The 12,958-nt window shown below is 26.8% G+C and carries 11 protein-coding genes; 3 read left to right on the top strand and 8 right to left on the bottom strand.

Features of this window, described 5'->3' with window-relative positions:
- Nucleotides 1–981, bottom strand: a complete 981-nt coding sequence (gene lepB, locus DB318_RS04260) for a signal peptidase I (protein ID WP_151060663.1) — start codon at nucleotides 979–981, stop codon at nucleotides 1–3.
- Nucleotides 982–1,051: 70 nt separating this feature from the next.
- Here lepB and DB318_RS04255 point away from each other — a divergent pair, with 70 nt between their 5' ends.
- Together DB318_RS04255 and smpB are read left to right on the top strand one after the other, a co-directional pair.
- On the top strand, nucleotides 1,052–2,515 hold the full coding sequence (locus DB318_RS04255; RefSeq protein ID WP_151060662.1) for an SUMF1/EgtB/PvdO family nonheme iron enzyme: 1,464 nt from the start codon (nucleotides 1,052–1,054) through the stop codon (nucleotides 2,513–2,515).
- 11 nt (nucleotides 2,516–2,526) lie between these two features.
- The gene (gene smpB, locus DB318_RS04250; RefSeq protein ID WP_151060661.1) at nucleotides 2,527–2,979 is read left to right on the top strand and encodes an SsrA-binding protein SmpB; all 453 of its coding nucleotides are present in this window, start codon (nucleotides 2,527–2,529) and stop codon (nucleotides 2,977–2,979) included.
- 74 nt (nucleotides 2,980–3,053) lie between these two features.
- Here smpB and DB318_RS04245 read toward each other — a convergent pair whose 3' ends face one another.
- The 6 genes from DB318_RS04245 to DB318_RS04220 all read right to left on the bottom strand — a co-directional run bounded on the left by DB318_RS04245 (nucleotide 3,054) and on the right by DB318_RS04220 (nucleotide 11,155).
- Nucleotides 3,054–3,599 (bottom strand): P13 family porin, encoded by a 546-nt coding sequence (locus DB318_RS04245; protein ID WP_151060660.1) that lies wholly within the window; start codon nucleotides 3,597–3,599, stop codon nucleotides 3,054–3,056.
- A 71-nt stretch (nucleotides 3,600–3,670) separates the two neighbouring features.
- Nucleotides 3,671–5,551 (bottom strand): DNA topoisomerase IV subunit A, encoded by a 1,881-nt coding sequence (locus tag DB318_RS04240; RefSeq protein WP_151073800.1) that lies wholly within the window; start codon nucleotides 5,549–5,551, stop codon nucleotides 3,671–3,673.
- Nucleotides 5,551–7,350, bottom strand: coding sequence for a DNA topoisomerase IV subunit B (locus DB318_RS04235; protein WP_151060658.1), 1,800 nt, complete (start codon nucleotides 7,348–7,350; stop codon nucleotides 5,551–5,553). Before DB318_RS04235 ends, DB318_RS04240 begins: the two co-directional genes overlap by 1 nt.
- A 20-nt stretch (nucleotides 7,351–7,370) precedes the next feature.
- Nucleotides 7,371–8,108 (bottom strand): 1-acyl-sn-glycerol-3-phosphate acyltransferase, encoded by a 738-nt coding sequence (locus DB318_RS04230; protein ID WP_151060657.1) that lies wholly within the window; start codon nucleotides 8,106–8,108, stop codon nucleotides 7,371–7,373.
- Between the two features lie 8 nt (nucleotides 8,109–8,116).
- The gene (locus tag DB318_RS04225) at nucleotides 8,117–9,649 is read right to left on the bottom strand and encodes a pallilysin-related adhesin (RefSeq protein ID WP_151060656.1); all 1,533 of its coding nucleotides are present in this window, start codon (nucleotides 9,647–9,649) and stop codon (nucleotides 8,117–8,119) included.
- Nucleotides 9,650–9,652: 3 nt separating this feature from the next.
- Entirely contained in the window at nucleotides 9,653–11,155 is a 1,503-nt protein-coding gene (locus tag DB318_RS04220) for a peptidylprolyl isomerase (RefSeq protein ID WP_151074352.1), read from the bottom strand.
- Nucleotides 11,156–11,348: 193 nt separating this feature from the next.
- Between DB318_RS04220 and DB318_RS04215 the strand changes: the two genes are divergently transcribed.
- Nucleotides 11,349–12,209 (top strand): protein-glutamate O-methyltransferase, encoded by an 861-nt coding sequence (locus DB318_RS04215; RefSeq protein ID WP_151060654.1) that lies wholly within the window; start codon nucleotides 11,349–11,351, stop codon nucleotides 12,207–12,209.
- Between the two features lie 73 nt (nucleotides 12,210–12,282).
- On the opposite strand, the gene phoU is transcribed toward DB318_RS04215, so the two are convergent.
- The gene (gene phoU, locus DB318_RS04210) at nucleotides 12,283–12,954 is read right to left on the bottom strand and encodes a phosphate signaling complex protein PhoU (protein WP_014653301.1); all 672 of its coding nucleotides are present in this window, start codon (nucleotides 12,952–12,954) and stop codon (nucleotides 12,283–12,285) included.
- Nucleotides 12,955–12,958 lie beyond the last annotated feature (4 nt).

Below are 12,958 nucleotides of genomic sequence, written 5' to 3'. Positions count from 1 at the left end.
TTAAATAAACCCTACTCTAGAAAATGGAAAATATATTATAAGGGTTCTTCCAAGCACTTTATTCTTATTAATTACTCCAAAAAATCTACCATCATGAGAATTGTCTCTATTGTCTCCAATTGGCAAAACATATCCATAAGGAACATAAATTCCATAATCTCTTATTATAGCTTTTTCCATATAATAATCAACATATGGCATAAAAGCAGATAAATACTTATATTGTAATCTTTCAAACTCAAACTTATCAATCACTCTAGCATTAAAAAATGAGAAATCAGGAGTACTACTTAAATCTATATTTAACTGGCTCAGAGCAACAAACATAGCAAAATCACCATAAATCCCATAGTCTTCATTTGCCACAATTTTTTTAATATTAAAATTCTGACCAACCAAATCCCGATAAGAATCTTCTAAAATAAAATTTTCTTCGCCTTCTCTTTTAATGTAAGCTTTACCACTGTTAAATCTAATAATTTTACCGTCTGCAAATACACCTCGTTTCACGAGAAATCTAACATTAGGATTGCCATATTCATCTCTATCAAGATCAACAAAAGATAACGTTAACATGTAAAGTATTCTTTGAAAAATATCAAAAAAAATACCCTTTGACTTATACTCTGGATTTTCAAAAATAATAACATCAGATTCTTCTGGGGTTTTAAAACCATTAATCTTAAATAGCCCTGGTAAAAGTTCAGGACCGTAAGAAAATTTATCTACAAATAAAAAATCCCCTACTTGAAGAGTATTTTCCATTGAACCTGATGGTATTTTATAAGCTTGGACAAAATATTGATTTATTACCAGTACAAAAATTGCCGCCGCTACAAAATCAAATAAAAAGTTGAGCAAAAATCCTCGTTTTTTCGCCCTCAATTTGCAAAAATACTTCTTTCTTTTTCTGTATGTCAAGTATTTCTCAACAAAATATACCAAAAAAGACGCAAATTTATCCAATCTTCTTAAATACATAATCTAACCTCAAGAATTAAATCATACAAAATATTGACACTTATTTAAATACTTTTCTATACTTTAAAAGATGAAGGAAATTGATGACAATTCAAATAATGAGCTTTTTGAAGTTAAATTAAAGCCAATCCTAGGAATAGCCCCAAAAATTTATGTATTTCTTACAACAATAATATTGCTTTTAGGTTTAATATCAATTTTAATTATCATACCTAAGTTTAAAAATCCAGGAGCATATTTAAAAATAAATTCTAATATTGCAAACACTTACATCTATTTAAACGAAAAATATATCGGCAGGACTCCACTTAACAAATATATAAATACCACTGAGGGAATCATTAAAGCAAAAAGGATGGGATTTAAAACCCACGAACAAAACATAAAAATTCACAACAAATTTTTTGGAAACTATAATTTACAAATCAATTTAAAACTGATTGATCCTGAAAAGATCATTAAACAAAGACAAAAAGAGCTCTCTATAATGGTGAAAATAAAAAATACTAATGAAAATACAAAATTAATTCCTGTATTTTCATTAGTATCTAGTGAGCTTAAAGAACATCCTAAATACATTAAAAAATTTTTAAAAGATTCCATACCTTACTTAAATTCAACCGAAATGTTTAAGGATTTCCTAAATTCATACAAACTAGTATATTCAATAGACCAAAGCAATAGCAATCAAGAAGAAATATGGAACTCTTTAAAAACAAATTTTGATTTAGAAAATAGAGCTATCTTTTGGTTTTTAGAAAATTTAGATAAAGATTTAAAAACACTAACAAAGAATGAGCCTTGGGTTAAAACATTAAGCAAAACTCTAGACAATGAAAATATTCAATTAATTTCTAAAAATGAAAAAATTAATATAAAGTTAGCTGGATTTAAAAAAATAAATTCAAATAAAATCGAAAAAATTCAAAATTATGAATTAGATTCAAAAAATATTTCACTAAAGTCTACCTATAGTATAAAAGAATTTCTTATTCAAGAACAAAATGTTACAAAATATGAATATCAAAATTTTTTAAAAGAAAATCCAAAATGGGCATTGAATAATAAAGAAAATTTAATAAAAGAACAGCTTGTAGATGAAAATTATCTCAAAAATGTTAATCAAATAGGTTTAAATGAAGCTATCACGGGAATATCTTATTTCTCGGCAATAGAATATGCCAAATGGTACTCTAAAAAACTTCCCAAAGGATTCAAAGCAAGACTCCCCATATCACAAGAATGGGAATTGTATCAAAAAGAACCAACCCAAAAACCATTAAATATCAATGAAATATCAAAAAAAGTTGGATTTTGGAATCTAATGCAAAATTCGTCTTTTAACGACATTGCAATATTCAAAAATGAAAAAAATTTTTATAACGAAAATTCAAATTTTTATTCATTAGTAACAGAAATTAGAACATACTCCCATCAAAATAATAATTTAATCAATCCATCAACTAGAGCTTCTTTCTTAAAGAATTGGAGTTCTCCAAATATTGGTTTTAGATTAATTGTATCAAAGGAATAAAAGGAATCGATTTGAACACAAACACTTTGCTTATTGAAAACAAAAAGGCAAAATTCAATTACTTTATTGAAGAGAAAATAAGTTGCGGAATAGTACTGAAAGGAACCGAAGTAAAATCGATAAAGGCAAAAAAAATATCATTTAATAATAGCTTTGCAAGTATAAAAAAAGAAGAATTGTGGCTTGAAAACTTGCACGTATCGAAATATAAAGAAGGAAATATCTTCAATCACGATGAATTAAGATCCAGAAAACTTCTAATCAAAAAACAGGAATTACAAAGACTAAAAAAATTTAAAGAAAAAGAGGGATACACTTTAATTCCTATTAGTTTTTATTTAAAAAAATCGATAATTAAAGTAGAAGTTGGAATATGTAAAGGAAAAAAATTGTATGATAAAAGAGAAATACTAAAACAAAAAAGTATAAAAAAAGACCTTAGTAGGGAAATAAAATATAAATAAAAGCTTTAATTTTAAATTACAATGAGTAATCACAATACAAAATTGCAATTACTCATTTTCATAATAAATAAAAATTAATAACTTTTTTTGAAAGACAGCTCAAATCCAAGAGCACTAGCTTGACCCATGTTAATATCAAAACTAGGTTCAAATCCTCCCAAAGCTATGTTAAGGCTATTTTTCAGCTTCCTATTATAACTATTAGCAAATGTAAATGGAAGAATAATTTCTGTCAATCTTGTCACAGCCATAGTAACCGCACCTACTAGTATCATTCCCTTACCCCAAGTCCAGCTAAAATCAGCTTTTTGAGCATTGCTATCAGAAGCTTTGATATCTAAATAAGCCCCCGTAAATATTAGTCCTATTCCAAGCGCATCAAATCCAAGAATAAGAGAACCCCCCAAAATATCTCCTTGAACAAAAGAACCTATACCAAACCCCAAAAGAAGGTTCAATAAAAATGGCACAATAGGATCTTTCTTGCTAGTTTCATAAACTAAAAGTTTTTCTATTGCCCCCGCCCCCGGATTAAACGCGCTTTTAGAATCATAGGTTTGAGCAAAGCTAGAAAAAGCACAAAAGGTTACCAAAACAACAAAAATTAAAAATTTATTCATAAAAACCTCTTTATTAATTAAAACTGGTACTATGGTAACATATTAATGAAATTTAAAAAAGGTTTTTAAAACTATTTAAATTTAACTTTTTTCAAATTGTTACTTGAAATTCGCTTCCCAATAGAGCTTCTTGATTTGACCATAAAATTAGTAATTTCAATTCTTTTAATAATGTCTTTATTTGTCGAAAATTCTACAAATTTGGGACTCAATGAAAAATCGACAAATTCATCATTTTCTCCTAAAAATTCATAAACTTTATCTGTAATAAATTTATCTATTTTAAATCTTTTAATATAATAAAAATTATCAAGTTTATTAAGATAAATTATTGAAAATATTTGTTCTTTTGAATTATTTATATCATAAACTAAAGCACATATATTCTTTTTATCTATAAATACCTTGTCCTCAATATTTTTAAGAACATAACTATTTTTCCTAAAAACCAATATTTTATCATAATAACTAGCATTACCAATAAATTCACCATCAAAAAGACTGGTTCCTACAAAACCTTCTGCCAAGTTCAAATAAACTTTCATATTCTTTGTAGCTATCTCTTTTATATTCTTTGATTTGATTAAAGAAATTTCAGTCTTTCTTTGATGCTCTTTAGAATACTTTGCAAGTAATAAATCAATAAAACTTATTGAATATTCTCTTATTGAAGAAATATTACTATTTACATCCTTTAATTCTTTATTTAAAATTTTAATATCCTTGGAATTCTTATCAATATCAAAAAGACTTATTTTTCTAATTGGAATCTTAAGCAAATTTTCAACATCTTCTTTTAAAACTTCCCTTGAAAAAGATTCTTTATATTTTAAAAGCTCTGACAATATTATACTCATAATATTTTCTTCTTTAGAAATTGTTTCAAGAAGTTTATAAATCTTTTTTTCAATAAAAATTTGTTCCAGTGTTTTATAAAATATTTTTTCAAGAATCTTGCTTTTTTGCAATTCAAGTTCCATTTTTAAAATCTTTTGAAGATGGGCTGCATGAAACTTAATAAGATCTTTAATCGTATAAACAACAGGATACCTCTCACTAAGTAGCAATAAATTAACAGAAATTGATATCTGGCAATTTGTATAATGATATAATTTTTCAATCACTTCGCTTGCATAAATACCCCGAGGCAAAGATAATTCTATGGCCACATTCTCAGCAGTAAAATCATTAATGCTTGAAACTTTAATATAATTTTTTCTAATCGCTTTCTCAATCGAAGATATCAAGCTCTCAGTAGTCTCGCCAAAAGGTAATTCCCTTATTACAATTGTTTTTTCATCTATAGTTTCAATTTTAGCTCTAACCAAAACCTTACCATTACCATCAGCATATTCATTAACATCAACTATCCCTCCTGTTGGAAAATCAGGATAAACATCGTAAGTCTCTCCAAGAAGCTCACTCTTTACTGCATTTAAAATCTCATTAAAATTGTGAGGCAATATTTTAGCTGCCATTCCAACAGCAATTCCCTCACTTCCCTGAATTAAAATAACAGGAATTTTTGCAGGATAAAGCAAAGGTTCATTATTTCTCCCATCATAAGAAGATTCATAAACCGTTATCTCTTTACTGTAAAGAACATCAAAAGCTAAAGGGGTTAACCTACATTCAATATATCGAGAAGCAGAAGCAGGGTCACCTGTAAACAAATTACCAAAATTGCCCTGCTTTTCGATAAATAGATCCTTGTTGGCAATATTAACAAGGGCCTCATAGATTGACGTATCACCATGAGGATGATATTTCATTGTATTACCAACAACATTTGCAACTTTATGAAAATTACCATCATGCATTTCAAAAAGAGAATGTATGATTCTCCTTTGAACCGGTTTAAATCCATCAACAACACTAGCAATGGCACGATCTTTAATAACATAAGATGAATATTGCAAAAAATTATCTTTAAGTACGGTTCTAATATCCATTAAATCAAATTCTCCATAATAAAATTTCGCCTCTCGGGAGTATTTTGCCCCATATAGAAACCCAATTTCTCTTTTATTTCTTTAATATTAAAAAGATCCACTTTTGTAAGTTTAATACTATTAATATCAATAAAACCTTTAAATTCATTTGGAGAGATTTCACCAAGGCCTTTAAACCTTGTTACTTCACATACTCCTTTAAGTTGAAGAATAGCTTTTTGCTTTTCTTCCTCAGAATAACAATAGATCGTGATTTTTTTGTTCCTAACTCTAAAAAGAGGGGTTTCTAAAATATACATATGACCATTTAAAATTAAATCTTCAAAAAAAGTCAAGAAAAAAGTTAACAACAAATTTCTAATATGAAATCCATCAAAATCTGCATCGGTTGCTATTACAACCTTATTGTACCTCAAATTTTCAATTGATTCTTCAATGCCAAGGGCCACCATCATATTATAAAGCTCTTCATTTTTATATATTTCAGATTTATTTTTTTCAAACATATTTTGAGGTTTTCCCCTAAGAGAAAATATAGCCTGAGTATAAACATCTCTACAAGACACCATTGAACCTGTTGCAGAGTCCCCTTCTGTTAAGAATATCATAGTTTGTTCTGACTGCTTACTGCTATCATTAAAATGAAATTTACAATCCTTAAGCTTAGGAATTTTAAAAGATATTTTTTTTGCTCTCTCTCTTGCTTCTTTTCTTACACTACTTAATTCTTTTCTAAGTCGTTCATTGTCAACTACTTTTTTCTCAATCAATTTTGCAAGTATCTTATCTTTATATAAAATCTCAGAAATTATCTTTTGAACTTCCCTTGCAACATTACCTCTAGTTTCAATATTTCCCAGCTTATTCTTAGTTTGGCTTTCAAATATTGGATCTTTAATCTTAACAGAAAGAGTTGCAACAAGCCCTTCCCTAATATCTGTTGATGAATATGTTTTTTTAAGAAAATCGTTAATAGCTCTTACAAAGCCTTCTCTAAAACCAGTCTGATGGGTACCTCCATCGTTAGTATATTGCCCATTAACAAATGAAAAATAAGTCTCTCCATAATTATTTGTATGAGAAAAAGCAAATTCTAAGGTTTTACTAGAATAATAAACAATATCATAAAGCAAATCATCACTTTTGATTTCTGAATTCAAAAAATCTAAAAGACCATTTTTAGATTCAAAAATTTGATTATTATAGTTTATTATAAGCCCTTTATTCAAACAAGCATAATGGAAAAATCTTCTCTTAAGAAAATCTTCACTGTAAGAATATTTTCCGAATATCTCTGAATCTGCTAAAAACTCAACATAAGTACCGTCTTTATCAGAAGATTCTATCTCTCTAGATTCCAATAAGTTTCCCTTAGAAAACAAAGCCTCAAAAGATTTGCCATTTCTTGTTGATCTTACTAAAAATTTTGAACTTAAGGCATTAACCGCCTTAGTTCCAACCCCATTAAGTCCTACAGAAAATTGAAAAACATCATCATTATACTTGGCTCCAGTATTAATAACTGAAACACTCTCAACAACTTTTCCAAGAGGAATTCCCCTTCCATAATCCCTAATAGCAATAAGATTATTTTCTTTTTTTATAAAAATTTCATTTCCGTAGCCCATAATAAATTCATCAATTGAATTGTCTATTATCTCTTTAATTAAAATATAAATACCGTCATCAATATTAGAACCATCTCCTAAACGTCCAATATACATACCGGATCTTAATCTAATGTGTTCAAGAGAAGATAAAGTTATTATTTTGCTTTCATCATAATTTTGAGTCTTCATCTAAATCCTTGCTTTATAAATTAAATTTTAATAGTTTCAAGCTTTTTAACTATCTGATCTCTAATAATACTAGCAAGATTCTCTTTTTCATATTCGCTTAATTTTAAAACATCTATCAAAGGATGAACATGAATATAAACAGAAAGTCCAGAATTAAAAATAATATTTTTAATAAAAAATTTATTAGTATTATAAAGAGTAACAGGAAGAATAGATGTTCCCGTCTTCAATGCCATCTTAATTGCACCTTTTTTAAAAACCTTAGTATCCCCTCCTCTATTTCTAGTACCTTCAGGAAAAATTCCAATAGATCTACCTTCTCTCATAACCTCTATTGCCTTAGCCTCAGCAGCAGCAGCAGATCTTATGCTTTTTCTATTAACAAAAATAGCACCCATAACAATTAAAACAAGATTTAAAAAAGGAACCCTAAGTAAAGAATGTTTTGCCAATATTACAAATGGATTAACAAAAGTGTAAATAAAAATTAAAGGATCCATAGCAGCAATATGATTTCCCAGTATTATTACATTGCTTTTTTGGGGGATATTCTCAGAACCTGTAACAATAATTTTAATTCCAGCAAGCCATAAACCAATCTTAATGCAAGCTCGCATCATAATGAAACTAAATCTAACAACATAACGCTCAAGTAAAAAAATTTTAAAAACTAGGTAAAAAGGAAATAAAAAAAAAATTAAAATTAAAAAGAAAAATAAAACATTAAAATAAGTTATAATACTTCTCAATATTTTCATAAAAACTATTATCCTATTTTTTCTATTCGCTCAAGCTTTAATTTTTGCCCTTTAACTAAGCTTACATCATCTTTTAAAATTTTAATAGGATTAAGAATGATTGTAGAAAATTTTTGCTTTTGAACAACCCTCTCGCTATATTCAAGAAAAAAAGATTCAATAAGCTTATAACTACCCATATCAATTTCATATTCAAGAACAAAATTATTTTTTAACGGAAAAATATTAAAAATACCATAATAAATTTTATTATCATCAATATATGTTAAATGGGGGTAAGAAAAATCATAAATTTTATCCTTATATACGTAATTTCCATTGGGAATAAAATAAATACCATTACCCTTTTTTTTTACATTTAAGACATTCTCATCAAATCTCTTAAATGCCCCTGAAAATCCACTATTATCATAAGAATTTGTACTAGTGTCAATTTTGATTTCAATGTTTTCTTTGTCTACAATTTTTATCCAAAAGTTGTAAACTATCAAATCTGAAAAAAGAGATTTCGCACTAATATTAAGAGTGTTGTAAGCCGGTTTTGAAATATATTCAATCTTTGCAACTTCTTGAGAATTTTTTCTAAAAAGATTAATTTCGCTTGATTGCCTCTCAAAAGACAAAAATAAAACTTCATCAATATCTTTGCTCTGTCTTTTATTATAATCATAAACATCGTACCAAACTCCATGTAAAAACCTATAAACTTCATCTTTGCTTAAATTCTTTAAAGTTTTATAAATATTATTATCAATCTTCCCAACTTTTTCACTTACAGAAGAAAGATAATATTTACCCTGAACATGAGAATATTCATATTTTTCAATCTTACTGATTATTAAATCTTCTCCCGTTTTTTCATATTTTTCTAAAGAAATAGGATAGCTTTCCCTTGATCTATTTTCTTCATAAGCTGAAGACCTTTCATACTTATTGATAAGAACAGTACCATTAACTTTGTCAAAAAATATGGGTTTATAAGAAGATACATCATTTAAAACAGATTTTTGAAAAACGTACAAAACAGATTTATCTTTTAAAAACCCCTGAACAACTATATTAAAATCGTAATCGCCTGTAATATCCTCAAGATACATATTATAAGAATTTTTTGGATCAATATCTATTTGGGTTTTAAAAAGAATCGTTCCAGATTTAATTTTAGGATCAAAGCCAATAATAAATAAATATGCATTAAGATTTGAAAAATTTTGAGCTAAAACCACCTGTTCAAAATAAACATCTAAATTTAAATTTTCTTGCTGAACTGCAAGAATTTTATAACCTTTTAAATCTATAATAGCTCCAAAAAAATCTTCCATTTTGTTGTTTTCTAAAACATTAGAGTTTAGATTATCGATTTTGGGAGCTGATTTTACATCCTTGTTAAAAACAATAAAATCTTTGCTTACTTTGGAACAAGCAAACAATGCAAAAAAAAAGAATAAAAACAAATATCTATAAAAAGCATTATAAACCCGAACTAATTCTTTAATAAAATTAATTACACTAACCCCCAAAACCTTTATCACAACATTCATTTCTTAATTCTGACTAAAGTTTTGCAAAGCAAAAAATGCCTCATTAAAATTATTAACAAAATCTTTTTTATTCAATAAAAAATCTGTAATCAAACCACTATTTGCAATGTTAAAATTGTCAAGGAGTTTTTCATTTTTGATCTCTTCTTTGAACTGGTTAGATCTTTTTTTAGCTGACTTAAGGAAAAACAAATAAACTTTTTTATTCGCCACAAAAGGCTTAGACCAGGAATTTTCTTTTAATCCAAAAACAATATTGTAAAAAGACTTGCTATTATTAAATTCAATCAACTCTTTTAAAGTATTAGGATAAATATTAACATTATAAGATAAATTAACAATTTCTTCTTTTAAACTAAACCTATTTTTTTCAAGGGCTTGGCTTAAGCTGCTAAATTTAACATCGCTAAGAAAATCATTTAGCTTATTTTCTAAATAACCTTCAATAATACTTGGTTCATAAGTTTCAATATAATTTTTAACAGAGCTAATATCATGATCTGAATTTTTATCAAAATCATGGACATTGCCAAATGCCTTATATATTTGATATTCATTTTTATTTTTAGTCTTAATAGGCCTGCTAAATTCACCTTCTTTTAAAGAAAAAATGGAATTTAGATCTTCTTTCTTTTCAACATTAAGATCTAAATCAAAATAATACTTGTCCGAAGAAACAACACCTTTAAAATTAGCTATATCGTCTGAATAAAGCTTAGCAAGCTCTTCAAATGGGGTTTTGTTTAATAGCTTATCATAAGCACTCCTAGCATCACTCATATTTTTAAAACGAATAGATGCAAGCGATAAACGTTTGAATAAATTTAAATTTTTCTCAGCATAAAATATTGCCTCTTTATTAGAAAAATCTTGATAAGAAAGAGAAAGATATGAAATATGCCTTTCTACAGTACTCATATCTTTAATTAGCTTAAAAAGAGAATCGGGAAATATCAAATGACCATTTAAAAAAAATTTAACATTAGAAAACAACATATTTTTTACCATATCATCATAAATTTTAACTTTTTGATAATCAGAAGCTTTATTATATCTTTTAGGGCTAAAATTTCCACTAGAGTCTAAATACTCAGGGGATCTGAGTAAATTTTTATTCAACATTTCCTTAGAAATATAAAAATTATATTTTTTTATCAAGTCAAAAAAAGCTAAATCCTCAACATATTTCATAAATGCCAAATACCAAACATTATAATCTATATTAATATTTTTAGCATTTCCTTGTAACCTAGAATAAAGATTTGAATAATAATTAACATACTTGGCAAACTTACTATCTTTTTTATAGTAAATAGGTTGACCTTTATAAGAGCCAAATTTTAAACCAGATGAATGGGCATTATCAAATATCCCTGGAAGTAAAGGTGCAACAATAAATCCAAAAACAATTAAAATAAGAGCAAAAATACTCCATATACCAACTTTTTTTTCTTTAGATTCAAGCACAACTAAATCATTTTTCACTTTTCTACTTCTTTTTCGCATAAAACAACCTTTAATAAGTAAGCGTACTAATAATTTAAATACTAAATTATCACAATTGAAAAATTATTGCAATTGAAATATCTAACTTAAGCTGTACGCTTAAATATTATAATAACTAAAAAAGAAATTTTCATATTTCTAGCATAAAAACAAATCATTCTGAATCAAAAAAGGAGAATGAAATCAAAGGTATATAAATATGAATCAAAATAAATACAACCTTAATATCAATATAACTAAGGACGAACTTTTAAGGTTAATAAAAATAGTTTACAACAATTTTGGAATCAATCTTAGCGAAAAAAAAAAGATGCTAATTGAAAGTAGATTATCATCTCTTCTTAAGGTTAAAGGTTTTAAAAATTTTACTGAATACATTAACTTTTTAGAAAAAAGCACTGGTAACATTCAATTAATTGAATTAGTAGACAAAATATCAACAAACCATACCTATTTTTTCAGAGAATCTAAACATTTTGATTTTTTAAATAACACAATATTGCCCAAACTTACTGAAAAAATATTAAAATCAGAAAACCCAGAAATTAGAATCTGGTCAGCTGGCTGCTCAAGCGGTGAAGAGCCTTATACAATTGCAATGATACTAAGAGAATATATGGAAAATAATAAAGTAAATTTTAAAGTCAAAATCTTAGCAACAGACATTTCAATTAGCGTTCTACACGAGGCTTATGAAGGGATTTATCCTGAAGATCGTATAATTAATTTGCCCAAATATTTAAAAAATAAATATTTAAATCAACTTCAAGATGATAAATTTCAAGTTAAAGAAATTTTAAAAAAAATGGTTTACTTTAAAAAATTAAATCTAATGGATGAGAAATTTCCATTTAGCAAGAAATTTGACCTGATATTTTGCAGAAACGTCATGATATATTTTGATGAAAAAACTAGAAACAACCTTGCTAATAAATTCAACTCCTATCTTAAAGATGATTCTTATCTTTTAATTGGACATTCAGAAACAATCAGAGGAAACAAAAATCTTGAATACATAATGCCTGCCACTTATAAAAAGATTAATGATCATTAATTCTTTTTATAAAAAATCATCTATTATATAAAATTTTTTAACTTAAAAAATCTAAAAATAAATAATGCTACTCTTAAGTTAAGTTTACCTTCTCACCTATTCTAATAAAATAGAGCAATTCACCAATTGTTGCTACATGATCACCCACTCTTTCTAAGAAACTATTCAAAAATAATATATTTAAAAGATAATCCAAATTTTCAGGATTTTTTTTCATTGCATCAATAACAATACTTTTTTGCTTTGAAAATAATTTATCTATTATATTGTCATACTTAACTATCTTTAATATTTTAGTAAAATCTCCATCAAAATATGCGTCAAAAATATCAGATAACATCTCTTTAGCTGTATCAGCCATTTCTCTTAAGGGTTTAAAATACAGATTAAGAAAATCAAAATCATCCAAATCTGATTCAAGAAGAAGAACAACTCTTACAATCTTAGTGGCATGATCTGCAATCCTTTCAAGAGAACTTATTATTTTAATAATTGCTAAAATTTCTCTAAGCTCTGTAGCAACAGGATGCTCAGTTGCAATTATCCTTCCGCACAAATCCTCAATATCGTATTGATAATCATCTATTATTTTTTCATCTTCATTGATTATTTTCTTAGCCAAGCTCTTATCTTTAGATTCTAAGGCTATTAAAGAGTCATCTATGATTTTAAGAACACATTCTTTCATATCCCAAAGATAATCTTTTATTATTTCAAGTTGTTTAGTAAGCCTTCTCCGTATCATATAA

The organism is [Borrelia] turdi (genome assembly GCF_008828755.2).
Classification (GTDB): Bacteria; Spirochaetota; Spirochaetia; order Borreliales; family Borreliaceae; genus Borreliella; species Borreliella turdi.
Note: the sequence above shows the minus strand (reverse complement) of the source record. Positions and strands in the feature narration are given on the sequence as shown.

What these genes read in the sequence shown, in the direction of transcription:
- lepB (WP_151060663.1), bottom strand. Translation starts at nt 981, where the DNA reads ATGTATTTAAGAAGATTGGATAAATTTGCGTCTTTTTTGGTATATTTT.
- DB318_RS04245 (WP_151060660.1), bottom strand. Translation starts at nt 3,599, where the DNA reads ATGAATAAATTTTTAATTTTTGTTGTTTTGGTAACCTTTTGTGCTTTT.
- DB318_RS04235 (WP_151060658.1), bottom strand. Translation starts at nt 7,350, where the DNA reads ATGAAGACTCAAAATTATGATGAAAGCAAAATAATAACTTTATCTTCT.
- phoU (WP_014653301.1), bottom strand. Translation starts at nt 12,954, where the DNA reads ATGATACGGAGAAGGCTTACTAAACAACTTGAAATAATAAAAGATTAT.
- DB318_RS04220 (WP_151074352.1), bottom strand. Translation starts at nt 11,155, where the DNA reads ATGCGAAAAAGAAGTAGAAAAGTGAAAAATGATTTAGTTGTGCTTGAA.
- DB318_RS04255 (WP_151060662.1), top strand. Translation starts at nt 1,052, where the DNA reads ATGAAGGAAATTGATGACAATTCAAATAATGAGCTTTTTGAAGTTAAA.
- DB318_RS04230 (WP_151060657.1), bottom strand. Translation starts at nt 8,108, where the DNA reads ATGAAAATATTGAGAAGTATTATAACTTATTTTAATGTTTTATTTTTC.
- DB318_RS04225 (WP_151060656.1), bottom strand. Translation starts at nt 9,649, where the DNA reads ATGAATGTTGTGATAAAGGTTTTGGGGGTTAGTGTAATTAATTTTATT.
- DB318_RS04240 (WP_151073800.1), bottom strand. Translation starts at nt 5,551, where the DNA reads ATGGATATTAGAACCGTACTTAAAGATAATTTTTTGCAATATTCATCT.